Here is a 25,567-nt window from a genome sequence, read left to right as displayed (position 1 = left end):
CTGTCAATGCGGATTCTGTTATGATATATGCAAGATATATCAGGAGAGCGCATTTGATATCCACGGCAGCAAGCACCGCGACGGAGCCGGCCGCGACCAGGGCCTACCATGTGCTCGAGCACATGATCGTCACGCTCGAACTGGCCCCGGCAAGCTTCGTCACCGAGGGCGCTCTGATCGACAGGCTCGGGCTTGGCAGGACACCAGTGCGCGAGGCGATCCAGCGGTTGGCCTGGGAAGGGCTGCTTGACATCAGGCCGCGCGCCGGGATCGCCATCGCCCCGCTCCATGCCGGCGACTGGCTGCGCGTCCTCGATGCACGTCGCGGCGTCGAGGTGGTGCTCGCCCGCTCGGCCGCCCGCTTCGTCACCCGCGAAGCCGCCGACTTGTTTCACGAAGCAGCGCTCGCCATGCAGAAAGCGGTGATCTCGGGCAATGTGCTTGCCTTCATCCAGGCCGACAAGGCTCTCGACGAAGCGCTGGCGCTGGCTGCCGACAATCCCTTCGCCGCCCGTTTGGCCGCCCCCTTGCAGACCCACAGCCGCCGCTTCTGGTTCCGCTACAAGGCCGAAACCGGTCTTGCCGAATCCGCCGAGCACCATGTCGCGCTGATCCGCTCAATCCTTGCCGGCGACGAGGAGGCCGCGGCCAAGGACGCCAAACGCCTGATGGCGCTGTTGCGCGGCCACGCCGAGACGGCCGCCACGCGCTGAACGTCCTTTTATATCCGCTGCGCTCTCGTCGTTGGCGCTTCCTCGAAGCTCGGGTTAAGTCCCGGGCAAGGCAGCCGCCGCCATCAACGGACCGTCCCAGCCTTCGCCTGCCGTGATGACGCAGCTCTGACCATGCGTGTCGGTGGCAAGAATTGTCCAGGTGCCCTGGTCGGAGACGAATATCTCAAGAATCAGGCTCGGGTTGACCAGGCCCCGCGCCGCTTCGCTTTCGTGGAATTTTTCCCCGAGCGCTTTGATCATATCCGCACGGGCCGCGCATTGCTCTGCCATCGCCGGGGCGGCCGGAAACGCGGAAACCGCCGCGAAAAATAGCGTTGCCACAAGACGGGTCATCTGACACCTCCTTGCGCCAAACGATGTCCCCGAAGCTGTCGCCAGCGCCGTTGCTTGATCTGCCGTACCTCCTTGCGGCAGGACTGCAAACCAAGACGGCAGATGCTACTTGGTTCCATCACATTAGCGTTCAACGGATAGGGTCGCCACCGATTGCAAAAAAACGCCCGGGCGCGAGCGCCCGAGCGTTGAATCCAAACCAATTTGTTGTCCGGCTCAGTTCATCGTCGGGATGACGAATTCAGCACCGTCCTTGATGCCCGCCCGCGCGACCGCAGCCGAAGGCGAGGACGCGCAACCAAGAAGTCGTCCGGCTCAGTTCATCGTCGGGATGACGAATTCGGCACCGTCCTTGATGCCGGACGGCCAGCGCGAGGTCACGGTCTTGGTCTTGGTGTAGAAGCGGAACGCGTCCGGGCCATGCTGGTTGAGGTCGCCGAAGGAAGATGCCTTCCAGCCGCCGAAGGTGTAGTAGGCGATCGGCACCGGGATCGGCACGTTGATGCCGACCATGCCGACCTGGACACGGCTTGCAAAGTCGCGCGCGGCATCGCCGTCACGGGTGAAGATGGCGACGCCATTGCCCATCTCGTGATCGTTGGCGAGCTTGATCGCGCTCTCATAGGTCGGCGCGCGCACAACAGAGAGCACCGGCCCAAAGATCTCTTCCTTGTAGATGCGCATATCGGCGGTCACGTTGTCGAACAGGCAGCCACCCATATAGTAGCCGTCTTCATAACCCTGCATCGAGAAGCCGCGGCCGTCGACGACCAGCTTGGCGCCTTCCTTGACGCCGGTGTCAACATAGCCCTTAACGCGTTCCAATGCCTGCGCCGTCACCAGCGGGCCGAAATCGGCGGAAGAGTCCGTCGAAGGACCGACCTTCAGGCTTTCAACGCGCGGGATCAGTTTTTCCATCAGCCGGTTGGCGGTATCGTTGCCGACCGGGACGGCGACCGAGATCGCCATGCACCGCTCGCCGGCCGAGCCGTAGCCGGCGCCGATCAACGCATCGACGGTCTGGTCCATGTCGGCATCGGGCATGATGATCATGTGGTTCTTGGCGCCGCCGAAGCACTGCACGCGCTTGCCGGCGGCCGTGCCGCGCGAATAGATGTAATGGGCGATCGGCGTCGAGCCGACAAAGCCGATGGCCTTGATGTCGGGATCGTCGAGGATGGCGTCGACCACGTCCTTGTCGCCGTTGACGACGTTGAGGATGCCTGCCGGCAGGCCGGCTTCGAGGAACAGTTCGGCAATGCGCATCGGCACGCCGGGATCGCGCTCCGAAGGCTTCAGGATGAAGGCGTTGCCGCAGGCGATGGCCGGCGCGATCTTCCACAGCGGGATCATTGCCGGGAAGTTGAACGGCGTGATGCCGGCGACGACGCCGAGCGGCTGGCGCATCGAATAGACGTCGATGCCGGGGCCGGCGCCGTCGGTGAATTCGCCCTTCATCATATGCGGCGCGCCGATGCAGACTTCGACCACTTCGAGGCCGCGCTGGATGTCGCCCTTGGCGTCGGCGATCGTCTTGCCATGCTCACGCGCCAGGATGTCGGCCAGTTCGTCATAGTCGCGGGCGACCAGTTCGAGAAACTTCATCAGCACGCGCACGCGGCGCTGCGGGTTGGTCGCGGCCCATTTCGGCTGCGCTGCCTTGGCATTCTCGACCGCCGCGCGCAGTTCCGCCTGCGAGGCCAGCGCCACCGTGCCGCGCACGGAGCCGTCCATCGGCTGCATGACATCCTGCTTGCGGCCGCTGGTCCCGGCGACATGCTTGCCGCCGATGAAATGACCATAGTCGATCATGATTTCTCTCCCTTGTTTGTGATGCTGCATTGTCCGCCTTTGGCCGGCGGATGGCAACGCGAGTGAGAACGCAACCGTTGTGCGAAAAGTAGATAGCGAGAGGCACCTGTGCATCAATTGCCGCAAATGATAGGGTGCGCCCGTCTTTACAGGATTTCTCAAGGTTGAGCTTCGTCACACCCCCCTCTGTCCTGCCGGACATCTCCCCCGCAAGGGGGGAGATCGGATGCAGCGGTCGCTTTCGCAAATCTTCAGCTCCGCAAAAGAGGCTCTGTCAGCGGAGCTGCCAATCTCCCCCCTTGCGGGGGAGATGTCCGGCAGGACAGAGGGGGGTGGGCGGGAACGCGACGCTCGTCGTTAGATCGGACCATCCCCATGAACTGGGATGACGTCCGCATCTTCCTCGCCGTGGCGCGCGCCGGCCAGATCCTTGGCGCGGCCAAACGGCTGGAGCTCAACCACGCCACTGTCTCGCGCCGCATCGCCGCACTCGAGGATGCGCTGCGGACAAAGCTGTTTCGCCGGTTGACCACCGGCAGCGAGCTGACGCCTGCCGGCGAGCGCTTTCTCGACATTGCCGAGCGCATGGAAGGCGACATGATCGCCGCACGTTCGACCGTTGCCGGCGAAGGCGACGATGTCTCCGGCACGGTGCGCATCGGCGCGCCGGACGGGTTTGGTGTCGCCTTCCTGGCCAAGCGCCTTGGCGCGCTGACCGCCCTGCACCGCGAGCTGACGATCCAGTTGGTGCCGGTGCCGCGCTCCTTCTCTCTGTCGCGGCGCGAGGCCGACATCGCCATCACCGTCGAGCGGCCGACGGAGGGTCGGCTGGTGGCGGGAAAGCTGGTCGACTACTCGCTCGGCCTGTTTGCCTCCCGCGCCTATGCTGACGTGCATGGTTTGCCCCAAACCGCCGCCGAGCTTGGCCAGCACACATTGATCGGCTATGTGCCGGACCTCATCGTCAGTCCCTCGCTCGACTACGCGGCCGAATTCAGCGCCGACTGGCGCACCAGCTTCGCCATCTCCTCGGCGCTCGGCCAGGCCGAAGCGGTGCGCTCGGGCGCCGGCATCGGCATCCTGCACACATTCGTCGCCCGCTCGATGCCGGAACTTGTGTCCGTCGATGCTGTCGCGCCCATCCGCCGTGCCTACTGGCTGGTCTATCACGAATCGGTCAGGCCGCTGCGCCGCGTCCAGATCGTTGCCAGCTTCATCACCAAGGCAGTGGAGCGGGAGCGAAACCTGTTTGTCTGATGCATGTCGCCCAAAAGTGATCTCGGTTTTGGGAGAACGACATGCATAAACAAAGACGCTAAAGCGCATCGCATGAATCCTTTCAAACGCGCTGCGCTTTAGCCGTGCGCCTTTTCCTTGCCACAAAACCGGCGAGTGTGGCATCAGGCGCGCGGTCGCCGCGTAGGGACATCTTTCAGAAAGCTGGCGCGGATAGACATGCGAGCCGTTCTTGCCATCCTGCCGCTGCTTTTCGTTTCCGCTTGCGCCAATCCGTGGACGAAGGTCCCGGAGGCCGAACTGCCCAAACCGATCCGCAACGCCATGGCGCGGCCTTCGCCTTTCGTCTTCGGCAATTATTGCGGCCCCGGCACCCGCACCGGCGATCTGTCGTTCCGGCCGGTCAACCGCCTCGACACGGCCTGCCGGACGCATGACGCCTGTTACATCGCCCGCCACAACCATTGTGACTGCGATGGCGCCCTCGTCACCTCCGCGAAAGCGATACGCGACGACAAGACAGCGCCGCGCAAAATGCGCGGCGAGGCCGAATTACTGATCGCCACCTTCGCCATCCCCGTCTGCAAGGTCTTCCCGCAGGGCTTCATGCCGCCGCGTGACCCGGCGCAACTGAGCGTCCTGAATGCCGGAGCGGCCGGGTGAAGGGCCGCGCATCTGTCGCCCTCGTTCTATTCGGGCTGGCCGCCCTTGGCGGCTGTGCCGGCGGCGCTGGTCGCAGTGCCTGCGATCTCCTGCAAGGCCAGACGGCCTGCGCTCGACCCTCGCTATCGGCCAGGACACCCGGGCCGCAGATCGCCGCCGCGCAGTTTTTCGGCGACGCCGGCACAAGCGACTACGAAAAGCGGTTCCTGGCGCTGCTCGCCCACCACCAGCTCGGCGCGATGGACCGCGCCAACGGCACCGGCCCTTTCGGTCACGACCGCTATGAGATCCGCAATGGCGATTTCCAGGCGACTTACCGGACACTGCAGCAACTGGCCGGGCCGGTTGCCGAAACGCATCTGCCGCCAGCCGGCGGCAGCAGCGGCGACGGCCATTTCGACGGACGCTGGCGGGTGTCGCGGCAGACGCTCTACATCGATGCGGCAGCGCAGCCTTCGACGCCCAGGATCTTCGATTTCTCCGGTCTGCAGGCGCGCAGCGTCGAGATCGTGCTGCGCCAGGCTGGAAAGCAACCGGCCGACATCGAGGGCACCTGCGACGGCTCGCTGGCGATCCGTGCCGGCGGCGGTTCACGCACAATCGCCACGGGCACCGCATTCCGCTTTCGCCTGTCCGGCGAGGACGACACGGTCAGCCTGTTCCCGAGTGACGGCCTGAACCGCTGCACGGCAAGGATCCGCTCCAGCCTTGCCCCGGCCGGCGCGCCGCTCACCATCCAGCGCGAAGAGACCGCCGATCCGGCTCTCGCCGCCTTCGACAGCCGCTACGAGCGTTGCCCGACGCCAGACCCAACCGGCCTCGATCCGCTCAGCCGCGCCTTCTATGCCAGCCGCTGGCTCTCGCAGACCTGTGCCTTGCCGATCGGAAAGCCGCGCCTGCTGCGCAAATCGCGCGACGGCTTCAACGCCAAGGTCGAGGCGCTGATGGGAGCACCACTGTCCGACAGCGCCATCGACAAGGGCGACCCGGAACTGCCGCTCGATTTCTCCAGGGCGCCAAGGCTGAAGCTGATCTATCTGTCGTCGCTGGAGTTCAAGGCCGACTTCTCCGGTCGCATCATCGAGCGGTTGATCCGCCATCATGCAGCACTAGGCACCAAGGTCCGCATCATCGTCACCGACGTTCTGGAGCGCGACAAGGACGACGCCCTGCTGCACCGGCTGGCCGCCGAATTCCCCAATGTCGAATTGCAAGAATATCGCTGGCGGGCGGACCATGGCGCGCCGATCGACGAGCAGACCTCACAACTGCACAAGGTCCATCACGTCAAGATGCTGGCAACGCTTGCCGACGATCCCGGGCGCTCACGCGCCATCATCGGTGGCCGCAACATCCATGACGGCTTCCTGTTCCACCAGCCGATCGATCTGTCGCGCTATCCAGACCTTGAGCAATACGACAAGACCGACGGGTTTTCGCTGAACTACTATTCGAACTGGAGCGACTTCGACATCGAGTTCGCCGATCCGGCCACGGTCGAAACGCTGGCTGCGCATCTTTCGACAATGTGGCTGCGCGACGCCGACACCAATCTGGCGCGCCCCTTCTCCATTCCGGTCCGGTCCGACGGCGCCCGCCCGTCAGGCACGGCACGACACTTCATTTCGGTGCCTTACGAGGATGGTCATGCGCTGGAGGACTATTTCGTCGAGCTGGTCGACGCCGCCCGGCACCATATCCAGATCGTCAACCCCTACCTCAACCTAACGCCCAAGCTTGCCCAGGCTGTTGACCGGGCGCTCGCCCGCGGCGTCAGGATCGACATTGTCGGCCGCATCGATCTCAAGGGCGATATCGGCGGCAAGTTTCTCACCGCGCTCAACAAGCTGTTCGTCGAGAAATATGGCGACCGCATCAACATCCGCGAGTTCAAGTCGCCTGACGTGGTGCTGCATTCCAAGATCATGATGATCGACGAAAGGCTGGTCGCCATCTCGTCGGTCAATCTCAACAACCGCAGCTTCTTTCACGACTCGGAGAACGGCATGATGGTGCTCGATCCGGCCTTCTACACCAGGATGAAGCCGATCTATGACGACTATGTCGCCCACTCGAACCCGGTCGCCACCAATGTGACGATACCGTGGGCCTACCGGCTGCTGTTCGACGAGGACTGGGTCCGACAGGCGTTCTGACCTTCTACCGCAGATAGCGCTCCTGCGCGAGGTCGCGGACGTCGATGTCGGGCACCCGGCTGGAGATGATGTCGGCCAGCACCTTGCCCGAGCCGCAAGCCATGGTCCAGCCGAGCGTGCCGTGGCCGGTGTTGAGATAGAGATTGGAGAGCTCGGTGCGGCCGATCAGCGGCGGACCGTCCGGCGTCATCGGCCGCAGCCCGCACCAGAACGTCGCGTCCCGCATCGCGCCGGCGCCCGGAAAGAGATCGCCGACCGAGTGTTCCAGCGTGCGCCGCCGCGATTCGTGCAGCCTGAGGTCGAAGCCGGAAATCTCGGCCGTACCGCCAACCCGGATGCGGTCGCCGAGCCGGGTGATCGCCACCTTGTAGGTCTCGTCCATCACCGTCGACACCGGCGCCGCGGCAGCGTCCTTGATCGGCACGGTGATCGAATAACCCTTTACCGGATAGACCGGGATCGGCCGCTTCACCCGGCGCATGAAACCTGCCGAATAACTGCCCAGCGCCATCACATAGGCGTCGGCGGCCTTCCAGCCCTTGCTGGTGCTGAGATTGGCAATGCGGTTACGGCTGCGGATGACCCGCCAGATCGTCACGTCGTATTCGAACTTGACGCCGCGCGCCACGCAAAGCTCGGCCAGCCTGTCGGTGAACATCTTGCAGTCGCCGGTCTCGTCGTGCGGCAGCCTGAGGCCGCCGACGAACTTTTCGCGCACCCCGGCAAGGCCAGGCTCAGCCGCGATGCAGCCGTCCTGGTCGAGGATCTCGTAAGGCACGCCGTACTTCTTCAGCACCTCGACATCGCCGCCGGTGCCGTCGAGCTGCTTTTGCGTACGGAACAGCTGCAGCGTGCCCTGGGTACGCTCGTCATAGGCGATGCCGGTCGCTTCGCGCAGCGCCTTCAGCGTGTCGCGGCTGTATTCGGCGAGCGGCACCATGCGCGCCTTGTTGATCGCATAGCGCTCGGCCGTGCAGTTGCGCAGCATCTTGATCAGCCATGTCCACATATGCGGGTCGAAGGCCGGCCGCACCACCAGCGGGCCATGCTTCATCAGCAGCCATTTGATCGCCTTCAGCGGAATGCCGGGTCCGGCCCAGGGCGAGGCGTAGCCGGGCGAAATCTCGCCGGCATTGGCGAAGCTGGTTTCCAGCGCCGGGCCTTTCTGGCGGTCGAGAACCGTCACCTCGTGGCCGGCCTCGGCAAGGAAGTACGCCGTGGTCACTCCGATGACGCCGCCGCCCAGCACCATGATCTTCATCGTTCACTCCTTGCGGCGCGCAGCACGTCCTTGGGGACGCCTGGACGCGGCCGCATTTCCGATTTGCGCACGATCCCCGGCGAAAATCGATGCTGACTTTCGGGATCGTGCAGTGTTGCCTGTTCACGCCGCCGTGGGACCGGGGTCGTCATCCCCTGTCTGCCGCATTCCGGCCCTTTCGCCAAGGGGCCGCCAATCGGCTGCGGCGCTGTAGACGAGGGTGAGCCCATGCGGCCGTCGCGCCTCGGCCTGGGATTTCTCCCTGACGGCACGCCGCGCGGCCTCCGGCTGGTAGAGCACGGTCGCGATCAGGACCGACTCCCGCCTGCCGTCGGCCTGTTCGATCCATGCAGTCTGACCCTCTGCCATGCCGAGCATGCAAAGCCCCCGCCTTGTCATGATCGACAGGCTGGAGCCGACCGGACCGCGCACCTCGTTCTGCACCAGGGTCCGGGTCTGGGCAGGGCCGGCATCGACACGAAACACCAGCCTGCTGTTCAGCGTCACGATATCGGATCCGACCGAATCGATCGCGACGACCTCGGCTTTGGAAAGCTTGTCTTCAAGCATTGGAACAATCGGATCCGCGAAAGCCCGCCGACGCTCCAACATGATCTCGAGGACGGCGAAGTCCTTTGTCGTCAGCCGGAAATTCGCGCCTGTCATCGCCGTCTCCATGATCAGGACCCTTCCCGCCCGCAGGCCGGCGCATCGACCACTTCGATGGTCGCCGACAGTTCCCGGCCGCCACGACTGCTCCAGCGCACTGTCTGCCCGATGGTGGCGCCGATGAGCGCCGTCCCCAACGGCGTCAGCACCGAGATCCTGTTTTCACTGATGTCGGCATCGCCGGGATAGACCAGTGTGATGCGCTCCCCGCCATCGTTGCGGATTGTCACCGTCGAACCCATCCGCACCACGTTGGCCGGCATGGAAGCCGCTGCCGTGACGATGGCGCGGTCCATTTCCGAAAGCAGTTCTTCGGCCGTCTCGGGCACGCGGTCGAGCGACGCCCGCGCCAGGCCGGTCAGCCTGTGGTGGTCGGCATCGCTGACCAGAGGCCGGCTCGGTGGACGCAATCCTGTTGCATGTTGCATGGCAAACCTCGATGAGTTGGCGCATCGAACAGACGCGCGCCTGCCGCCGCACAAACGGTGGCTTGATGAAAAGCCGGCAGCCGCGAAGCTGTCTGGCTCGGGAATGATGATCAGGTAGAAATGCCCCGGTTCGGACGGACGCCAAAAGGCGGCCGCGCCGGGGCTACGATCCCGCGATCGGGCAGACCCTGAACAAGGTTCTGATATAAGCTGGGTTGCTCATGCAAGGAGCCTTGCCGACAGGCGTCCGCTTGTCAAGCGTGGCCAAACCGCTCAACCGCCGACATAGCGCCGATGGAAGCGCGAGCCGAGGCTGGTCAGAATCTCGTAGCCGATGGTGCCGGCATGGCCGGCAGCGTCGTCGACACTTTGCGAGGGACCGAGCAGTTCGACGAGATCACCCTCGCGCAGCCTGCCGGCCGGCAGGGCGGAAATGTCGAGAATGATCGAGTCCATCGACACTCGCCCGAGGAAAGGCAGGCGCACGCCCTCGAACCAGGCGGCGGACGCGGCGCGGCGCTGCCAGCCATCCGCGTAGCCGAACGAAATCGTCGCCAGCCTGAGCGGGCCTTGCGCTTGATAGGTATGGCCATAGCCGACGCCCGCGCCCTTTTCGACGCTGCGCGTCTGTGCCACCTTTGCCTGCAGCCGCACCACCGGCAGCATCGGATTGGGCTTTGCCGGCGTCGGATTGATGCCGTAGAGGGCGGCACCGGGGCGGGCGAGATCGTAGTGAAAGGATGGCCCGAGAAAGATGCCGGACGAATTGGCGAGCGAGGCTGGCGTCGCCGGCAGCATTGCGCGCAGCCGCTCGAACGCCAGCCGCACCGCGAAATTGGGTCCCCTGCCCGACACCGCGTCATAGCCNCAGCCGCTCGAACGCCAGCCGCTGCCGTTCATTGGCCGGATGCTCCGGCTCGTCGGCGCAAGCCAGATGACTCATCACGAACCGGATGTCGATGCCGTCGAAGGCCTGCGGATCGGCGGCAACGCGCTCCACATCCCGGGGCGCCATGCCGAGCCGCGACATGCCGCTGTCGACCTGGATCGCGGCCGGCAGTTTTCGGCCGGCGCGGCGAGCCGCCACACGCCAGGCCACCAGTTGCTCGGGGCTGTTAATGACAGCGCAAACGTCCGCTGCCACGGCGTCCGTCTCGGCACCGGACGGAACGCCGTTCAACACGAAAATGGCAGGGCCCGGACCAAGCGAGCGGCGCAGGGCGACGCCTTCGCCCAGAAGCGCAACGAAGAAGACATCGCAGCCTTCGCGCAGCAGCGCCGCCCCGACCTGGCCGGCGCCAACGCCGTAGCCGTCCGCCTTGAGCACACCAGCGCAGGCAACATCGCCCAACCGCGCTTTCAGCCGCCGGTAGTTTTCACGGATTGCACCGAGATCGATGGTGAGGATGGCCCCAGCCGCCACTTCGCTTGTGGCGGTGACCTCTTCTGGCGGCGGCTTTTGGGGGGCGTCGTTCATGGCGACCCTTCGCGTGGAGTGGATACATCAATAGGACCGCCGGGCCGGCGCGGCAACCGCGGTTGTTGTATAGCGGCTATTGCACCAGATGCCGGAACGCCGCCACCACATCCTCATAGACATGGCGCTTGAACGGCACGATCAGGTCGGGCAAATCCTGCATAGGCCGCCATGCCCATTCGTCGAACTCTGCGGTGTGGCCGCCCGGCGGCGGGTTGATCTGGATCTCGCTGGTGTCGCCGTGGAAGCGAAAGGCGAACCATTTCTGCGTCTGGCCGCGATACCGGCCCTTGAAGGCGATGCCGACGAGATGGTCCGGCAAATCATAGTTGATCCAGTCCGGCGCCTCGGCCAGCAGCGAGACGCCTCGCATGCCGGTCTCCTCATAGAGTTCGCGCTCGGCCGCCTGCAGCGGCTCCTCGCCCTTGTCGATACCGCCTTGCGGCATCTGCCAGAGCTGCGTCGTGCCGGCAAATTCGCTGTCCGGTTCGGCAATCCGGTGCCCGACCCAGACAAGGCCCTCGGCATTGAGGATCATCAGCCCGACACAGGGACGATAAGGCAGCGTTTCGCGATCAATCTTTTTAGCCATGCGTGATGGGGTCCAGCCGTTTTGAGAATTCGCTCCGGTGAGGCAGGTGGCGAGCGTTTTCGAGAACCGGAGCGGAGCGTACCTAAAGTACGTGAGCACCGGAAGCGCAGAAAACGTCGACAGATGCCCGCCGGAGTAGAATTATCAAGACGGCTGTTAGCCTTTTTGCGGGTCAATGGCCACCGCTGAAATCGGCACGATCTCGATGCCGCGCTTCTTGGCCTCGACCACCCAGGACGACACCGTATCGACCGTCAGGTCGAAGGCCGAACCGATGCCGACGGCGGTGCCTTTGGCCCGCGCGGTCGCCTCCAGACTGTCGAGCTTCTTCAGGATTTCGCCGCGATCCTGCACGGCATCGATCGCCATGTCGCCGGCGACGAAGGGCACGCCGTCCTTCAGCGCCAGGTCCGGCGCCAGGCTGCGCGCCGACGAGCCGTCATCGATATAGGCAAGGCCGCGTTTGCCGAGCTCGGCGATGAACGGCTCCATCGCCGCCGCGTCGGCGGAAAAACGGGCGCCCATATAGTTCATGACGCCGGTATAGTTGGTCGTCCGCGACAGTGCCCAGTGCAGGCTTTTCAGGTTCTCATCCGCGCTCGCCGCCACCGTCAGCGTGTTGCGGCCCGGATTTACCTTCGGATAGTCGAACGGTTCGAGCGGCACCTGCATGACGATCTCGTGGCCGCTCTGCCTGGCTGCCTGCATCCACCGGCCGATGCTGTTGCCTTGCGGCGCGAAGGCCAGCGTCACTTCCGCCGGCAGCTTGGCGATGGCCGCCTGGGTGCCGGTCTGCGAAACCGAAAGCCCGCCGATGACGATCGCCACCCGTGCGCCGCGCCCGCCCGACCAGGGCCGCGCATAGACGTCGAACGGCCGTCTGCCATCGGTGGCGCGCACCGGCAACGGCCCAGTCTCGCTGGTCTCGATCAGCGCCTTGTCGGGAATATGCGCGATCTTCAGGTTCTGGCCGATGGTCGACGGATCGCGAATGACGATCGCTGCCTTGGGCGGCCCATCGCCCTCCTCCGTCTGCACATGGATGATCTGCGGCCCGCCTGATTTGACCGGCGCCTCCGGCTTCGGTGCCGCCGGGGCCAATGCAGGCGGCGCAGGGGCAGGTTCGGCCGCCGCGGTCACTTTCGGCGTTGAAACTGCAACCTCTTGCGGCTTTCGAAACGGCTTTTCCCTGAGCGCGATCGCGCCGGAGACGCCTGCCACCGCCAGCACGGCCACGGTCGCCATGATCGCACCGCCGCTGAGCTTGCGGGCGGCGCGCGGCGGCCGGACTGCCTGTCCGAGCGGGCGTTCGATGTCCTTGCCGATGTCAGCCAAGCCTAATCCCCGGGCGCATGGCTCCGAAGGCGAAGCCGCTTCGAAAAGACATGCGCGAATTCATCAATCCCGGCGCACCCCGCGCCGTGTCTCGGGAGCATTGCCTCGCCCCCCCGAATCAAACTGCCGGAACCTTTCGGCCCCGGCAGCATCGCATTGCTTCCATCAGGCTCAAACAGAAAGATGGAGCGGCGCGTGGCCGCTCCAGATCCTTACTGGTTGAGAACCGCCTTTTGCGGATTGGGCGGGAAGGCCGGATCGGTCTTCTGGCCGCGCAGCAGCTGCTCGGCATAGATGAGCTGCAGATCGTCTTTCGGATCCGGCGGCACATAAGCTGCCGAGCCCGAACCGGTCGTGCTCTCATCGGCGCCCTTGATATGGCCCTTGAGGTCGGATTCGCCGCGCGTCAGGTCCCTGCCCTGCAGTTCCGGCGGCAGCGGCTGGTCGACCTTGATGTCGGGCGTGATGCCCTTGCCCTGGATCGACTTGCCGGACGGCGTGTAATAGAGCGCTGTCGTCAGCCTGAGCGCACCATTCTCGCCGAGCGGAATGATGGTCTGCACCGAACCCTTGCCGAAGGACTGCGTGCCGACCACCGTGACGCGGCGCAGATCCTGCAGCGCGCCGGCGACGATTTCCGATGCACTGGCCGAACCGCCATTGACCAGGACGATCATCGGCTTGCCGTTGATGTCGTCGACCTGCTTGGGCTTGGCGTCGAAGCGGGTGACGTCCTTGGGGTCGCGGCCACGCGTCGAAACGATCTCGCCGCGGTTGAGGAAGGCATCGGACACGCTCACCGCCTGGTCGAGCAGGCCACCCGGATTGAGGCGGAGATCCAGAACGTAGCCCTTCAGCTTGTCGTCGGGAATCTGCTTCTTGATGGTGTCGATGGCGTTCTCGAGGTCGTCATAGGTCTTTTCGGTGAAGGAGGTGATCTTCATGTAGCCGATGTCGTTCTCGACCCGGAACTTGACCGCCTTGACCTTGATGATGTCGCGTACGACCGTCAGTTCAATCGGCTTGTCGGCGCCCTGGCGCAGGATGGTAAGCTTGATCGGCGTGTTGACCAGGCCGCGCATCTTGTCGACCGCATCGTTGAGGGTCAGGCCGCGAACCTCTTCGCCATCGATCTTGGCAATGTAGTCGCCGGCCAGCACGCCTGCCTTGGCGGCCGGCGTGTCGTCGATCGGCGTGATCACCTTGACCAGATCATTCTCCATGGTGACTTCGATGCCGAGGCCGCCAAACTCGCCCTTGGTCTGGACGCGCATATCCTGCGCCTGCTCGGCATTCATGTAGGAGGAGTGCGGGTCAAGCGAGGCCAGCATGCCGTTGATGGCGTTCTCGACCAGCGACTTGTCGTCGGGCGGTGTCACATACTGTGCCCGCACCCGCTCGAAGATATCGCCGAAGATCGCCAGTTGCTTGTAGGTCTCCGACCCTGCAGCGTTCGCCGCCGAGCCGGGTGCGCCATAGACCAGGCTCATGGCGGACGCGCCCATCAGCGCACCGGCAAACAGAAGCGACAGTTTCCGCATTATTCACGTCCTTCCAGAAAAACGGTCCGCCCACCATGGGGCCGGATCGACGGGTTTTCCATCCTTGCGGAACTCGACATAGAGTTCCGGCGTGGCATTTCCATTCTTCGAAACCGAGGTGCTCGCCACCCGGGCCTCTCCCATCGCACCGATCGGCTCTCCTGCAAGCACTGATTGACCGGTCGCGACGCTGATTCTGCTCATCCCCGCCAAAACGACATGATAGCCGTCGCCTGCGTTCAGGATCAAGAGTTGACCATAAGACCGAAACGGCCCCGCATAAAGCACATTTCCATCCGCCGGCGCGGTGACGATGGCTCCCGATTGTGTCGCAACCATGTCGCCAAGCATCACCGCGCCGTTACCGTCATCGGCGCCGTATCGCCGTTTGATGCGGCCGGTCACCGGCAGCGCGATCTGTCCTTGCAAGGCTGAAAAGGGTGCCGCGGCGGCAAGTTGGTTGCCTTCCGGCACCGGCAGCGACGCCAATTCCGCCGGCGCAGATGCGTTGTCGCCATCCGCCGTCTTCTGCTCGGCGGCCTTGGCCGAATCGGCGGCCTTGCGGCTCTTGTCGGCCTGCGCTTCGAGCGAGGCGATCAACTCTTTCAGGCTGCCGGCCTTGGCCGCCAGCGCTTCGGATCGCTGCTTTTCCGCGGCCATTTGCGTTTGCGTGTCGGCTTCGAGCTTCTGCTTGGCCTCCAGCAGCATGCCGAGCCGCTTCTTTTCCGCCGTCTGGTCGCCGACCGCCGCCGTCAGCCGCGCCCGTTCGGCCTCGATCGACGCCGTAATCCTGGTTTGTTCCTTGAGATCGGCAAGCAGGCTATCGGTCTGTTGGCGCAGTTCGGGCACCACCGCGCCGAGGAGGATGGCGCTGCGCACCGACGACAGCGCGTCCTCAGGCTTAACCAGGATCGCCGGCGGCGGGTTGAGGCCCATGCGCTGCAACGCGCCCAGCACTTCGGCCAAAACGTCGCGCCGCGCCATCAGCGAGGCGCGGATCTTCTGTTCCTGGCCCTTCAATCCTTCCAGCCGGGCGCCGATGTCCTCGATGTCCTGGCCGAGCTTCTGCTCGGTCATCGCCGACTGGATCAATGCGGCGGTGATCGAGGCGTGATCCCTCTTGATCGTCGCGATATCGGCGGAGAGTTTGGCCAATCGTTCCGACGACAGCGTGATCTCCTTCGAGACCCGTTCATATTCGGCCCGGCTCTGATCCGGATCGGGAGCCATGTCGAGCGTGTTTTCCGCCCGCCCCGCATGCAGCGACAGCACAAGTACCGCCGCCGCGATGCCGCAGCGCGCGCGCCAGGAGCCCGTTCTTGATTTGCTGTCTTCAGACATTGAAGCCCGACTCTATGCGTGGCGTCGTTAACGAACAATCAACCATGTTCGAAACCGCCCACTCGATGCAATCTTGCCTCGGCATTGGGGCGGAAATCCGGGTGTGTCGCACCAATTCACCGGTTTACGAGCGATGGTAGGGATGTCCCGAAAGGATGGTGGCCACACGATAAAGCTGCTCTCCCAGCATCACGCGCACCAGTTGATGCGGCCATGTCAGCAATCCGAACGACATCACTAGTTCGGCCTGGTCGCGCAGCGACTGATCGTGGCCGTCGGCGCCGCCGATGGCGATGACCAACGCCTTGCGGCCACCGTCACGCAACAGGCCGAGGCGCCCGGCGAAATCTTCCGAGGAAAAGCTTTTGCCGCGTTCGTCAAGGAGGATCAAAGCGGTTCCGGGCTGCAACTGCGTCTGCAGTTTCTGGCCTTCCTCACGCCGCCGCTCGTTGGCGGTCTGGCCGCGCCCCTCGGCAATCTCGGCAATGCCGCCAAATTCAAGCCCCACTACCGGGCCGCTCTTGGCGAAACGCTCGAAATAGCGGTCGGCCAGCAGCTTTTCGGGGCCGGCTTTCATCCGGCCCACGGCATGAACTGATATCTTCATCCTCGCCTTGTAAGCCGCGCGAACGACTTAGTGGAGCGTTTCTTCCTCGAGGTCCGGCGCCTGCCACATCTTTTCGAGATTGTAGAATTCGCGGACTTCGGGGCGGAAGACATGGACGATGATGTCGCCAGAATCGATCAGGACCCAGTCGGCGCCGGATAGCCCCTCGACGCGCGCGGTGCCGAGACCGGCATCCTTGATCGCTTTGAGAAGATGATCGGCGACAGCCGCGACATGACGGTGCGATCGGCCCGAAGCGACGACCATGTAGTCGCCGAGGCTCGATTTCCCCTGGATGTCGATGGAGACAATGTTTTCGGCCTTGGAGTCTTCCAGACTGGCAAGGACTGTCTTGATGGCGCGGGACACGGCGTCGTCTACGCTGATCCTGGCCGGCGAAGGCATGATATCGGCCTTCTTCCGCAGTGCTGTTCTCAGTGTATTTCCTTTCGCAGCAAGAACAACCAAATCACCCCTTGAAGCAGGTGACACCACTTAGATAGGCAGAGTTCCCTGACAGTTTCAAGACGGGACCCTGCCTCGCACGAACGTATTGTCGCTCTTGTGGTTCCGCCGCACGCCGGAAAAGATCGGAACCCTCACCGCCCGCATGGGTTATCGGCTCACCGACCAACCGGATTTCCCCCATGCCGATCGACCCGCAAAACGCTTTTCTCAGCGTCCAGGCTGGCCTCGCCCAACTGAGCACGCTGATTGTTTCGTACTCCTTCTCGGCCATCGGTGCCGTCATCCTCTTGATTGTCGGCTACATCGTCGCCGGTCTTGCCGAACGTTCGATCGTCGCTGGTCTCGGCCATATCCATGGTTTCGACGCGACGTTGCGGCATTTCTTCTCGAAGATCGTCCGCTACGCCATCCTGATCCTCGTCACCATCATGGTGCTCGGCCAGTTCGGCGTGCAGACGGCCTCGATCATTGCCGCGATCGGTGCCATTGGCCTCGCCATCGGCCTGGCGTTGCAGGGCACGCTGCAAAACATCGCCGCCGGCATCATGCTTCTGGCGCTGCGGCCGTTCCGCATCGGCGAATCCGTCGAGGTCGGTTCGATCGCCGGTACGATCGAGGAGATCGGCCTGTTCGCGACCAAGCTCAGGACGGCCGACGGGGTCTACATATTGGCGCCGAACTCGACGCTGTGGAACCAGCCGGTGCGCAACTTTTCGCGCAACGGCGTACGCCGCAGCGACATCATACTCAGCATCGGCTCCTGGAACGACATCGACAGGGCGCAGAAAGCCTTGCTTGCCATTGCCGCGGCCGAACGGCGAGTGAAACGTGAGCCGGCACCGATCGCTTTCGTCTCGACATTGGGCGACAGCACTGTTTCGATTGCCCTGCGCTATTGGACTTCGTCGGCGGACTTCTTCGCCACCCAGACCGATCTCACCAAGCGCGCCAAACAGGAATTCGATAGCGAAGGCATATCGATCCCGCTGCCGCCACCGGAAGCGCCCCAACCCGAAGCCCGTCGACAATAGGCGGTTGGCTCAGTGTCGGCCCTCATCGTCCGGTGCGAAGGCAAGTTCAACCGGCAACGGCGCCTGCGCCGTCATCGGTGCGAAACTGCCGGTTTCACCGGCCGGGACCGCACGCGTCGTAAACACGCGCAAAAGCACGAACAGGCAGAAGGCTGCGGCGATGAGAACAGCCACATAGATGAAAGCCTGCGTTCCGAAGACGGCTGAAAGCGCCGTCACGATGCCGGGCACGACGAAACCCGACAGCGACCAGGCAAACAAAAGCGAACTGGACAGCGCCACCATGTCGTCCTTGCCGGCGCGGTCGGCGGCATGTGCGCTGGCCAGCGAATAGATCGATTCCGAGGCGCCGTCCCACACGATATAGATCACAACCAACGCGGCCAACGCGCCGCCATCGAACCCGAGCGCAAACAGGCCGGCGACCATGGCGAGCGCGGATGCGGCGATCAGCACATAGCGGCGGTCGGTTCGGTCGGAAATCCAGCCAAGCGGGATCTGCAGGATCAGCGTGCCGAGAGGCATTGCCGAAAGCAGCAGCGCCACATCGGCCTGGCTGTAGCCCTTGGCCGTGGCGTGGATCGGCGCGAAGCCCGCAATCGACATCGACAGGCCGCCAACCGCAAGCATGCCGGCGACGCCGACCGGTGAAACCCGCCAGGCGCGGCGCAGCGCCACCGAGGCCGCCTGCGGTGCCGGCGGCTGGGCAAGTCTGGTCATCCCGACGGGAAGGATCGATAGCGCCGTGAAGACGATGCCGATCAGCGGCGCATCCGCTGTCCTGATATCGACCAGCGCCAGCGTCGCGTAGCCGACGCCGAGCCCGGCGACATAGGCGACGTAGAAGAAAGCCATCACCCGGCCGCGGATGGCGTTGGCAACGGCATCGTTCAGCCAGCTCTGCGCGACGATGAACAGGCCGCAGATGGCAAAGCCGTAGAGCGCGCGGGCGGCAATCCACAGCAGCGGATGGACCCCCGCGCCGACAGCGGCGTTGGCCAGCGCGATCAGCGCCGACAGCACCATGAAGGCACGGGCATGTCCGACCCTTCGCACCAGCGGCCCGGTCAGGATGCAGCCCGCCAGCCCGCCGGCCGAAAGTCCGGTGATGATCAGCCCGGCCCAGGTCGGATCGAAACCCTCGGCGCCGAGCCGAACCGGGATATAGGCAAACATCAGCCCGTTGCCGACGGCAATCAGTGCCATCGACACGATGACGCTGGCAATCGCGATCAGCGGTGTGGGCTCGGCGCCCTGCTCGGCTTCGCTGCGGATTTTCCTGGGAGTCGACATGCCTGCTCAGGATTGCCCATGAAACTGGCAAAGGGAGCGATAAAAGCGACATAGGCGGACGGGCGGGCTCACCCCTTCGCCAGCTTGCGGATCGCGCTCGATGACAGCGACGAGCGCGGGCCGTGGATGAAGGTCCAGGCCGGTGCCTTCATGCGGGCAAGCCGCGGCGCATCGCCCTCGTCGACGCGGGCATAGTCGAAGGTCTTGGCGACGACCGAGGACAGGAACGACAGCGTCGCGCCCGGGCGGTCGATGACGGCGATCGGGAAGGTCATGACGATCTCGCGCCAGCGCTGCCAGCGATGGAAATCGCGCAAACTATCCGCACCCATGATCCAGACGAACTCGACCCCGGGATTGCGCGCCTTGACCAGCGCCAGCGTGTCGGCGGTGTAGCGGACATGATGGGCGGCTTCAAAAGCGGTGACCTTGATCTTCGGGTTCTTGGCGATCTGCTCCGACAGCTGCAGTCGTTCGCCCAGCGGCGCCAACTCCCTGGTGTTCTTCAGCGGATTGCCCGGCGTCACCATCCACCACAGCTGGTCGAGCGCCAGGCGCCGCAGTGCAATCTCGGCGACCAGCGCGTGGCCGGCATGCGGCGGATTGAACGAGCCGCCGAACAGGCCGACGGCGAGGCCTTTCTCGGCATGCGGCATTTTGAGATAATGGGAGGGAACGGGGGGGTGGGAAGGGGATAGCATCGCGCTAGGCACCCCCCTCTGCCCTGCCGGCCATCTCCCCCGCAAGGGGGGAGATCAGCAGTTTCGGCGAAGGCGTAAATCTTGCCGCGTTGGAGATCGGCGAAACCCGAAATGCCAGCCAATCTCCCCCCTTGCGGGGGAGATGTCCGGCAGGACAGAGGGGGGTGGCTGGGCGCAAGCTTCAGGCCCTTCGGGCGAAATACGTCAAGGCCTCACCTGTCCGGACCCGCGCACGCGGTATTTGAACGAAGTCAGCTGCTCGACGCCGACCGGTCCGCGCGCGTGCATCTTGCCGGTGGCGATGCCGATCTCGGCACCCATGCCGAACTCGCCGCNCGCCGCCATCGGCGAACTGCGTCGAGGCGTTGTGCAGCAGGATCGCCGAATCGATCTCGTTGAAGAACCGGTCGACCGCTTGCGCGTCCTCGGCGACGATGGCCTCGGTGTGATGCGAGGAAAACGTCTCGATATGCTCGATGGCACCGGCAACGCCATCGACCAGCTTCACCGCGATGATGGCGTCGAGATATTCGGTCACCCAGTCGGCATCGATCGCCAGCCTGGCGTCGAAAAACACTTTCAGCACTTCGGCATCGGCATGAATTTCGCAACCGGCGGCGCGCAGTGCGTCGAGGATCGGCACCAGATGGGTGGAGGCAACCGCGCGGTCGACCAGCAGCGTCTCGGCGGCGCCGCAGACGCCGGTGCGCCGCATCTTGGCGTTGACCGCAATCCGCACCGCCATGTCGAGATCGGCCGAGCGGTCGATGTAGAGATGACAGATGCCTTCGAGATGGGCGAAGACCGGCACCCGGGCCTCGGTCTGCACCCGCCCGACGAGGCTTTTTCCGCCGCGCGGAATGATGACGTCCAGCGTACCGCTCAAACCCTTCAGCATCTCGCCAACGGCGGCGCGGTCGGTGGTCGGCACCAGCTGGATGGCGTCTTCCGGCAGGCCGGCTTCCTTCAGCCCTTCGACCAGGCAGGCATGGATGGCGGCCGACGAATTGAGCGAATCCGAGCCGCCGCGCAGGATTACCGGATTGCCGGCCTTGAGGCACAGCGCGCCGGCATCGGCGGTGACGTTCGGGCGGCTCTCATAGATGACGCCGACGACGCCGAGCGGCGTGCGCACGCGCTCGATATGCAGACCGTTCGGCCGATCCCATTGTGCGATCACGTCGCCAACCGGGTCGCGCAATTCGGCGATCTCCCTGATGCCGTCGGCCATGGCGCGAATGCGCGCCGGATCGAGCTTCAGCCGGTCCATGAAGGAGGCGGAAAGCCCGGATTCCTGGCCATTCGAGACATCGATGGCGTTGGCGTCGAGAATGTCTTGCTGCCTGGCGACGATCGCTTCGGCCATGGCGGCAAGTGCAGCATTCTTGGCGGCGGTCGTGGCAATGGCCAGCGGCCGGGCAGCAGCGCGGGCGCGGCGGCCGATATCGGCCATCAGCGCCACTGTGTCTTCTCCGGATTTTTCATGCTGCTTCAGCATGCTCATCCTCCGCTTATGGCGCCACCGGCCAGTACTTGGTCGCTAGCCCCTACTTGGGCACCAGAATGACTCACCACAAGGTCGTCGCGGTGGATCATCGCCGAACGCGCCTCGTAGCCGAGCACGGTTTCGATCTCGGCCGTCTTCAGGCCAGCGATCCTTACGGCATCGGCGGCATCGTAGGCAACCAGCCCGCGCGCGATCTCGCGGCCCTCGGGCGACAGGATCGCCACCGTGTCGCCGCGCGAGAAATTGCCGCTGACCAGCTTGACGCCCGCCGGCAGCAGCGACTTGCCCGACAGCAGCGCGCCGATGGCGCCGGCATCGACTGTCAGCCGGCCGGCCGGCTCGAGTTGGCCGGCGATCCAGGTCTTGTAACCCTTGACCGGATTGGAACTCGGCCGGAAGAAGGTGGCGCGTTCGCCGCGTTCGATCGCCATCAGCGGCGACAGCCGCGTGCCCGACGTGATGATCATCGCGGTGCCGGCGGCGGTGGCGATCTTGCCGGCATCGAGCTTCGTGCGCATGCCGCCGCGCGACAGTTCGGAAGCGGCCGCACCCGCCATCGCCTCGATATCGGGCGTGATCCGGTCGACCACCGGAATGAATTTGGCATGGGGGTCACGCGCCGGCGGCGCCGTATAGAGCCCGTCGATGTCTGAGAGCAGCACCAGGAGGTCGGCGCCCATCATGGTGGCGACGCGAGCCGCCAGCCGGTCATTATCGCCGTAGCGGATTTCGGAAGTCGCCACCGTGTCGTTCTCGTTGATGACCGGCACTGCCTTCATCTTCAAGAGTGTCGAGATCGTCGCCCGCGCATTGAGATAACGGCGGCGCTCCTCGGTGTCGCCGAGCGTCAGCAGGATCTGGCCCGATTTCAGGCTGCCCTTGCCGAGCGCGTCCGACCAGGCGCCGGCCAATGCGATCTGTCCCACGGCTGCCGCCGCCTGGCTCTCCTCCAGTTTCAGGGCTCGCTTGCCGAGGCCAAGGATGGTGCGGCCAAGCGCGATGGCGCCGGAGGAGACCACGAGGATTTCAGCGCCGCCCTGCGCAAGCACCGCAATATCGTCGGCAAGCGAGGCCAGCCAGTCGCGCTTCAGGCCTGACGTTCGGTCGACGAGCAGCGCCGAGCCGATCTTGACGGTGATGCGCCGATATTTTTTCAGCGACTGCATGGCCTACTTGTCCCAGCGCGTCTCGACCGGGGTAGCCGTCCGCGCACGCGCCTCGCCCACCACCGACATCAGCGCCCGCAGCACCGCCTCGACGCCTTCGCCGGTGACCGCCGACAACAGCATCGGTGCTCGGCCGGCGGCACGCTTCAGCGAGGCGACTTTCTTCTTGCGCGCATCGGCGTCGAGCGTGTCGACCTGGGAAAGTGCCACAATCTCGACCTTGTCGGTCAGGCCGTTGCCATAGGCCTCAAGTTCCGCGCGCACGGTCTTGTAGGCTTTGCCCGGATTTTCCTCCTGCGCCGAAACCAGATGCAGCAGCACGCGCGTGCGCTCGACATGGCCAAGAAAGCGATCGCCAATGCCGACGCCCTCATGCGCGCCTTCGATGAGACCCGGAATGTCGGCGATGACGAACTCGCGCGCGTCGATCCGGGCGACGCCGAGGCCGGGATGCAGCGTCGTGAACGGATAGTCGGCGATCTTCGGCTTGGCCGCGGTGACCGCCGCCAGGAATGTCGACTTGCCGGCATTGGGCAGCCCGACCAGCCCGGCATCGGCGATCAGCTTCAGCCGCAGCCAGATGTTGAGCTCCTGCCCCGGCAGGCCGGGATTGGCGCGGCGCGGCGCCTGGTTGGTCGAGGTCTTGAAATGCTGGTTGCCGAAACCGCCATTTCCGCCCTTGGCCAGCAGAAAGCGCTGGCCGACCACGGTCAGATCGCAGATCAGCGTCTCGTTGTCCTCTTCGAACACCTGCGTTCCCGCCGGCACCTTCAGCGTGACATCGGCGCCCTTGGCACCGGTCATGTTGCGGCCCATGCCGTGGACGCCGGTCTTGGCCTTGAAATGCTGCTGGTAGCGGTAATCGATCAGCGTGTTCAGCCCGTTGACCGCCTCCAGCCAGACATCGCCGCCACGACCGCCATCACCGCCATCCGGCCCGCCGAACTCGATGAACTTTTCGCGCCGGAACGACACCGAACCGGCGCCACCGTCACCGGAGCGGATGTAGACCTTGGCTTGATCGAGAAATTTCATGGGATTGTATAGTTTCTACTAGTGGCCTTGCGGCATTGCTCTAAACCTTGGCCCTTGCTCTAAACCAAGGCGCGGCGAAGGGCGAGGCCGTTTTGTGACAATGGCCGCGTGGGATCGGCCGGAGAGATGCCGGAATGAAGCTTGTAACTTACAACATCCAGTACGGCATCGGCCTCGACGGGCAATACGATGTCGGGCGCATCGCTGATGCCGTGCGCGGCGCCGACGTGATCGCTTTGCAGGAGGTGACCCGCAACAATCCCAGGAATAGCGGCCGCGACATGGTCGCCGAGATCGGCGAGGCGCTGCCCGACTACTTCGCCGTCTATGGCAGCAATTTCGAGGCCAATATCGGTTCGCACATCGACAATGGCCGCGCCATCACGAAAACCTTCCAGCTCGGCAACATGGTGCTGTCGAAAACGCCTATTCATCTGTCGCGCAACCTGCTTTTGCCGCGCAGCCGCAGCTTCGAGATGATGAACTTCCAGCGTGGCGCGCTGGAAGCGCTGATCGAGACGCCGCTTGGTTTCATCCGCTTCTATTCCATCCATCTCGATCACCGCAGCCCCGTCGAACGCGCCAGCCAGATCCAGTTCTTGCGCCAACGCATGCTGAACTACGCGCTCGAAGGCGGCGCGCTGTCCGGCGTCGCCGAGATCGGCCTGCCGGAACTGCCGCATCCCGAAGCCTTTGTCGGCATGGGCGATTTCAACATGCTGGCCGGTTCACCCGAATATGTCGAACTCGCCGGCCGGCCGGACCATGAATTCGGCATGCCGCTGACCGCCGACTTTGCCGTCGATGCCGCCTTGCGCCTGAACGCCACCGGCGACGATCTCATCAGCTGGGTCGACCCGAAACAACCCACCGACCCCAGCCGCCACAAGCGCATCGACTATATCTTCACAAGCGCTTCGCTTGCCGGATCCCTGCAGCGCCTGTGGGTCGACCGGAAAGCTGACGGTTCGGACCACCTGCCGGTGTGGGTCGAACTGGGCTGATGGCCTTTCATCCGGCAGTGTTTTCACGTTCGACGATCGCCATCATGATCGTATCGCGGTATTCCCCGTCGATATGGACGGCGTCGCGCTGCACGCCCTCCCTGACAAACCCGACCTTGTCGTAAAGAGAGATGGCGCGAGCATTGTCGGAATGCACGGAAAGCTCGACGCGGATAAAGCCGGTCTTGCGCGCCTGTGCCAAGGTCGCATTGATGAGCCGCAGTCCCAGGCCACGCTCCCGATAGGAAGGAATGATCCCCATTCCGAGGGAGCCGCGATGCGCATGGATGAGCCGATCGTGGCGTGAGATGTCGCACCAGCCGACGACCTCGCCACGAACAACGGCCACGAACCCCGGATCGCCTCTCCCGATACGGTCCATTGCGAAACTTCTGACTTGATCCAGCGGTGGCGCCTCTAGGAAGGACAGGTACTTTTGCTCACGCGCTACGACATCGAGCGCGCGATGAAAGCTTTCGATATCCCCGGGCGTCATCGGCGCGATCGCGACCGTTTCAATATCGCTGCTGTCGACCATTGGCTTGACCGTCGTCACACATCAAAAATGTACCCAGTTCCGCAGGCTGGTCCAGGTCTTGCGATCGAGCCGGTAGCGCTCGACGGGAACCTGGCCGGCGACGATCGAATTCAGCATGCCCTGGCCGGCATATTGGAACCCGCATTTGTGGATGACGCGGCGCGAGGCCGGATTGATGACCCGCGTCGAGGCCTGCAGCACCTGGATCGACGTCCTCTGGAAGGCGAGATCGACCAGCGCATGGGCTGCTTCCGTCGCATAGCCCTTCTTCCAGTAAGGCTCGCCGATCCAGTAGCCGAGTTCCAGCCCGCGTTCGGTGGTGTTGAGACCGGCACAGCCGACGAACGTGTCGGTTCCGGCCAGCGTCAGGGCATAGGCGATGCCGGCCCGGCGCGACCTGGTCATGGCGAGGAAGGAGCGCGCCTCGGCCTCGCCATAGGGGTGCGGCATGCGTGCCAGCATTTCGGCGACATGACGGTTGTCGGCAAGTTCGACCAGTTGCGCGACATCGCCTTCATGGGGCGCCCGCATCACCAGCCGCTCGGTGACCAGCACCGGGCAGTCTATCGCGTAACTTCCGTCTTCTGAGTCTTCCGCTTCGGCAACCATTTGAAAGTCCTCCAGGCACAAGAAAAAGGG

23 protein-coding genes and 2 pseudogenes are annotated in these 25,567 nt (G+C 64.3%); 6 read left to right on the top strand and 19 right to left on the bottom strand.

All coding sequences use genetic code 11. The annotated features are described in order from the left end of the window. Positions 1 to 20 precede the first annotated feature (20 nt). Complete coding sequence (locus tag X735_RS148595) at positions 21 to 713, top strand: GntR family transcriptional regulator (RefSeq protein WP_050592699.1); 693 nt, start codon at positions 21 to 23, stop codon at positions 711 to 713. 54 nt (positions 714 to 767) lie between these two features. Here the strand turns inward: X735_RS148595 and X735_RS148600 are convergent, their stop codons facing one another. Together X735_RS148600 and X735_RS148605 are read right to left on the bottom strand one after the other, a co-directional pair. After that, entirely contained in the window at positions 768 to 1,067 is a 300-nt protein-coding gene (locus tag X735_RS148600) for a hypothetical protein (RefSeq protein ID WP_023811797.1), read from the bottom strand. A gap of 315 nt (positions 1,068 to 1,382) precedes the next feature. Further along, complete coding sequence (locus X735_RS148605) at positions 1,383 to 2,879, bottom strand: CoA-acylating methylmalonate-semialdehyde dehydrogenase (protein ID WP_023811796.1); 1,497 nt, start codon at positions 2,877 to 2,879, stop codon at positions 1,383 to 1,385. Between the two features lie 375 nt (positions 2,880 to 3,254). Between X735_RS148605 and X735_RS148610 the strand changes: the two genes are divergently transcribed. From X735_RS148610 to X735_RS148620, 3 genes are all read left to right on the top strand, one after another. Continuing rightward, complete coding sequence (locus X735_RS148610) at positions 3,255 to 4,136, top strand: LysR family transcriptional regulator (protein ID WP_023811795.1); 882 nt, start codon at positions 3,255 to 3,257, stop codon at positions 4,134 to 4,136. A 198-nt stretch (positions 4,137 to 4,334) separates the two neighbouring features. Further along, positions 4,335 to 4,778 (top strand): hypothetical protein, encoded by a 444-nt coding sequence (locus X735_RS148615; RefSeq protein WP_023811794.1) that lies wholly within the window; start codon positions 4,335 to 4,337, stop codon positions 4,776 to 4,778. Then, a complete protein-coding gene (locus X735_RS148620) occupies positions 4,775 to 6,934 on the top strand; it encodes a phospholipase D-like domain-containing protein (RefSeq protein ID WP_023811793.1) in 2,160 nt (719 codons plus the stop codon). Before X735_RS148615 ends, X735_RS148620 begins: the two co-directional genes overlap by 4 nt. 4 nt (positions 6,935 to 6,938) lie before the next feature. Here the strand turns inward: X735_RS148620 and X735_RS148625 are convergent, their stop codons facing one another. The 10 genes and pseudogenes from X735_RS148625 to rsfS all read right to left on the bottom strand — a co-directional run bounded on the left by X735_RS148625 (position 6,939) and on the right by rsfS (position 16,590). Beyond that, positions 6,939 to 8,195, bottom strand: coding sequence for a D-amino acid dehydrogenase (locus tag X735_RS148625; protein ID WP_023811792.1), 1,257 nt, complete (start codon positions 8,193 to 8,195; stop codon positions 6,939 to 6,941). Positions 8,196 to 8,318: 123 nt separating this feature from the next. Beyond that, positions 8,319 to 8,873 (bottom strand): nucleoside-diphosphate kinase, encoded by a 555-nt coding sequence (locus X735_RS148630; RefSeq protein ID WP_081734873.1) that lies wholly within the window; start codon positions 8,871 to 8,873, stop codon positions 8,319 to 8,321. 2 nt (positions 8,874 to 8,875) lie between these two features. After that, positions 8,876 to 9,292: a nucleoside diphosphate kinase regulator gene (rnk, locus tag X735_RS148635; protein WP_023811790.1), complete on the bottom strand. Its 417-nt coding sequence runs from the start codon at positions 9,290 to 9,292 to the stop codon at positions 8,876 to 8,878. 273 nt (positions 9,293 to 9,565) lie between these two features. Next, positions 9,566 to 10,769, bottom strand: a pseudogene (gene alr, locus X735_RS01000000165940) (alanine racemase). A gap of 76 nt (positions 10,770 to 10,845) precedes the next feature. Continuing rightward, positions 10,846 to 11,361, bottom strand: a complete 516-nt coding sequence (locus X735_RS148640; protein ID WP_023811788.1) for an RNA pyrophosphohydrolase — start codon at positions 11,359 to 11,361, stop codon at positions 10,846 to 10,848. A 156-nt stretch (positions 11,362 to 11,517) separates the two neighbouring features. Next, the gene (locus tag X735_RS148645; protein WP_023811787.1) at positions 11,518 to 12,696 is read right to left on the bottom strand and encodes a divergent polysaccharide deacetylase family protein; all 1,179 of its coding nucleotides are present in this window, start codon (positions 12,694 to 12,696) and stop codon (positions 11,518 to 11,520) included. 212 nt (positions 12,697 to 12,908) lie between these two features. Next, positions 12,909 to 14,240 carry a S41 family peptidase gene (locus X735_RS148650; RefSeq protein WP_023811786.1) on the bottom strand — a complete coding sequence of 444 codons (1,332 nt, stop codon included), beginning with the start codon at positions 14,238 to 14,240 and terminating at the stop codon, positions 12,909 to 12,911. Next, positions 14,241 to 15,578, bottom strand: a complete 1,338-nt coding sequence (locus X735_RS148655) for a murein hydrolase activator EnvC (RefSeq protein WP_023811785.1) — start codon at positions 15,576 to 15,578, stop codon at positions 14,241 to 14,243. It abuts the gene before it with no gap. Positions 15,579 to 15,702: 124 nt separating this feature from the next. Further along, positions 15,703 to 16,185 (bottom strand): 23S rRNA (pseudouridine(1915)-N(3))-methyltransferase RlmH, encoded by a 483-nt coding sequence (gene rlmH / locus X735_RS148660; RefSeq protein ID WP_023811784.1) that lies wholly within the window; start codon positions 16,183 to 16,185, stop codon positions 15,703 to 15,705. A 27-nt stretch (positions 16,186 to 16,212) separates the two neighbouring features. Further along, the gene (gene rsfS, locus X735_RS148665; RefSeq protein WP_013529073.1) at positions 16,213 to 16,590 is read right to left on the bottom strand and encodes a ribosome silencing factor; all 378 of its coding nucleotides are present in this window, start codon (positions 16,588 to 16,590) and stop codon (positions 16,213 to 16,215) included. A gap of 242 nt (positions 16,591 to 16,832) precedes the next feature. Here rsfS and X735_RS148670 point away from each other — a divergent pair, with 242 nt between their 5' ends. Next, on the top strand, positions 16,833 to 17,684 hold the full coding sequence (locus X735_RS148670) for a mechanosensitive ion channel domain-containing protein (RefSeq protein WP_023811783.1): 852 nt from the start codon (positions 16,833 to 16,835) through the stop codon (positions 17,682 to 17,684). Between the two features lie 9 nt (positions 17,685 to 17,693). Here X735_RS148670 and X735_RS148675 read toward each other — a convergent pair whose 3' ends face one another. From X735_RS148675 to obgE, 5 genes and pseudogenes are all read right to left on the bottom strand, one after another. Further along, positions 17,694 to 18,977 (bottom strand): MFS transporter, encoded by a 1,284-nt coding sequence (locus X735_RS148675; protein WP_023811782.1) that lies wholly within the window; start codon positions 18,975 to 18,977, stop codon positions 17,694 to 17,696. 68 nt (positions 18,978 to 19,045) lie between these two features. Then, the gene (locus tag X735_RS148680; protein ID WP_023811781.1) at positions 19,046 to 19,678 is read right to left on the bottom strand and encodes a nicotinate-nucleotide adenylyltransferase; all 633 of its coding nucleotides are present in this window, start codon (positions 19,676 to 19,678) and stop codon (positions 19,046 to 19,048) included. 204 nt (positions 19,679 to 19,882) lie between these two features. Further along, positions 19,883 to 21,176 (bottom strand): annotated as a pseudogene (locus tag X735_RS01000000165935) (glutamate-5-semialdehyde dehydrogenase). Between the two features lie 2 nt (positions 21,177 to 21,178). Beyond that, a complete protein-coding gene (proB, locus tag X735_RS148685; RefSeq protein WP_023811780.1) occupies positions 21,179 to 22,351 on the bottom strand; it encodes a glutamate 5-kinase in 1,173 nt (390 codons plus the stop codon). Positions 22,352 to 22,354: 3 nt separating this feature from the next. Next, complete coding sequence (gene obgE, locus X735_RS148690; protein WP_023811779.1) at positions 22,355 to 23,386, bottom strand: GTPase ObgE; 1,032 nt, start codon at positions 23,384 to 23,386, stop codon at positions 22,355 to 22,357. A gap of 134 nt (positions 23,387 to 23,520) precedes the next feature. Between obgE and X735_RS148695 the strand changes: the two genes are divergently transcribed. After that, the gene (locus tag X735_RS148695; RefSeq protein ID WP_023811778.1) at positions 23,521 to 24,390 is read left to right on the top strand and encodes an endonuclease/exonuclease/phosphatase family protein; all 870 of its coding nucleotides are present in this window, start codon (positions 23,521 to 23,523) and stop codon (positions 24,388 to 24,390) included. 7 nt (positions 24,391 to 24,397) lie between these two features. On the opposite strand, the gene X735_RS148700 is transcribed toward X735_RS148695, so the two are convergent. After that, complete coding sequence (locus tag X735_RS148700; protein WP_023811777.1) at positions 24,398 to 24,928, bottom strand: GNAT family protein; 531 nt, start codon at positions 24,926 to 24,928, stop codon at positions 24,398 to 24,400. 21 nt (positions 24,929 to 24,949) lie between these two features. After that, on the bottom strand, positions 24,950 to 25,537 hold the full coding sequence (locus tag X735_RS148705; protein ID WP_023811776.1) for a GNAT family protein: 588 nt from the start codon (positions 25,535 to 25,537) through the stop codon (positions 24,950 to 24,952). Between the last annotated feature and the right edge of the window lie 30 nt (positions 25,538 to 25,567).

Origin of the sequence: Mesorhizobium sp. L2C084A000 (assembly GCF_000502875.1) — a bacterium.
Lineage (GTDB): Bacteria > Pseudomonadota > Alphaproteobacteria > Rhizobiales > Rhizobiaceae > Mesorhizobium.
Note: the sequence above shows the minus strand (reverse complement) of the source record. Positions and strands in the feature narration are given on the sequence as shown.

Excerpts from the sequence above, each read along its gene's own strand:
- X735_RS148595 (WP_050592699.1), top strand. The coding sequence starts at position 21 with ATGATATATGCAAGATATATCAGGAGAGCGCATTTGATATCCACGGCA.
- X735_RS148600 (WP_023811797.1), bottom strand. The coding sequence starts at position 1,067 with ATGACCCGTCTTGTGGCAACGCTATTTTTCGCGGCGGTTTCCGCGTTT.
- X735_RS148605 (WP_023811796.1), bottom strand. The coding sequence starts at position 2,879 with ATGATCGACTATGGTCATTTCATCGGCGGCAAGCATGTCGCCGGGACC.
- X735_RS148610 (WP_023811795.1), top strand. The coding sequence starts at position 3,255 with ATGAACTGGGATGACGTCCGCATCTTCCTCGCCGTGGCGCGCGCCGGC.
- X735_RS148615 (WP_023811794.1), top strand. The coding sequence starts at position 4,335 with ATGCGAGCCGTTCTTGCCATCCTGCCGCTGCTTTTCGTTTCCGCTTGC.
- X735_RS148625 (WP_023811792.1), bottom strand. The coding sequence starts at position 8,195 with ATGAAGATCATGGTGCTGGGCGGCGGCGTCATCGGAGTGACCACGGCG.
- X735_RS148630 (WP_081734873.1), bottom strand. The coding sequence starts at position 8,873 with ATGGAGACGGCGATGACAGGCGCGAATTTCCGGCTGACGACAAAGGAC.
- rnk (WP_023811790.1), bottom strand. The coding sequence starts at position 9,292 with ATGCAACATGCAACAGGATTGCGTCCACCGAGCCGGCCTCTGGTCAGC.
- X735_RS148640 (WP_023811788.1), bottom strand. The coding sequence starts at position 11,361 with ATGGCTAAAAAGATTGATCGCGAAACGCTGCCTTATCGTCCCTGTGTC.
- X735_RS148655 (WP_023811785.1), bottom strand. The coding sequence starts at position 15,578 with ATGTCTGAAGACAGCAAATCAAGAACGGGCTCCTGGCGCGCGCGCTGC.
- rlmH (WP_023811784.1), bottom strand. The coding sequence starts at position 16,185 with ATGAAGATATCAGTTCATGCCGTGGGCCGGATGAAAGCCGGCCCCGAA.
- rsfS (WP_013529073.1), bottom strand. The coding sequence starts at position 16,590 with ATGCCTTCGCCGGCCAGGATCAGCGTAGACGACGCCGTGTCCCGCGCC.
- X735_RS148670 (WP_023811783.1), top strand. The coding sequence starts at position 16,833 with ATGCCGATCGACCCGCAAAACGCTTTTCTCAGCGTCCAGGCTGGCCTC.
- X735_RS148675 (WP_023811782.1), bottom strand. The coding sequence starts at position 18,977 with ATGTCGACTCCCAGGAAAATCCGCAGCGAAGCCGAGCAGGGCGCCGAG.
- X735_RS148680 (WP_023811781.1), bottom strand. The coding sequence starts at position 19,678 with ATGCTATCCCCTTCCCACCCCCCCGTTCCCTCCCATTATCTCAAAATG.
- proB (WP_023811780.1), bottom strand. The coding sequence starts at position 22,351 with ATGCAGTCGCTGAAAAAATATCGGCGCATCACCGTCAAGATCGGCTCG.
- obgE (WP_023811779.1), bottom strand. The coding sequence starts at position 23,386 with ATGAAATTTCTCGATCAAGCCAAGGTCTACATCCGCTCCGGTGACGGT.
- X735_RS148695 (WP_023811778.1), top strand. The coding sequence starts at position 23,521 with ATGAAGCTTGTAACTTACAACATCCAGTACGGCATCGGCCTCGACGGG.
- X735_RS148700 (WP_023811777.1), bottom strand. The coding sequence starts at position 24,928 with ATGGTCGACAGCAGCGATATTGAAACGGTCGCGATCGCGCCGATGACG.
- X735_RS148705 (WP_023811776.1), bottom strand. The coding sequence starts at position 25,537 with ATGGTTGCCGAAGCGGAAGACTCAGAAGACGGAAGTTACGCGATAGAC.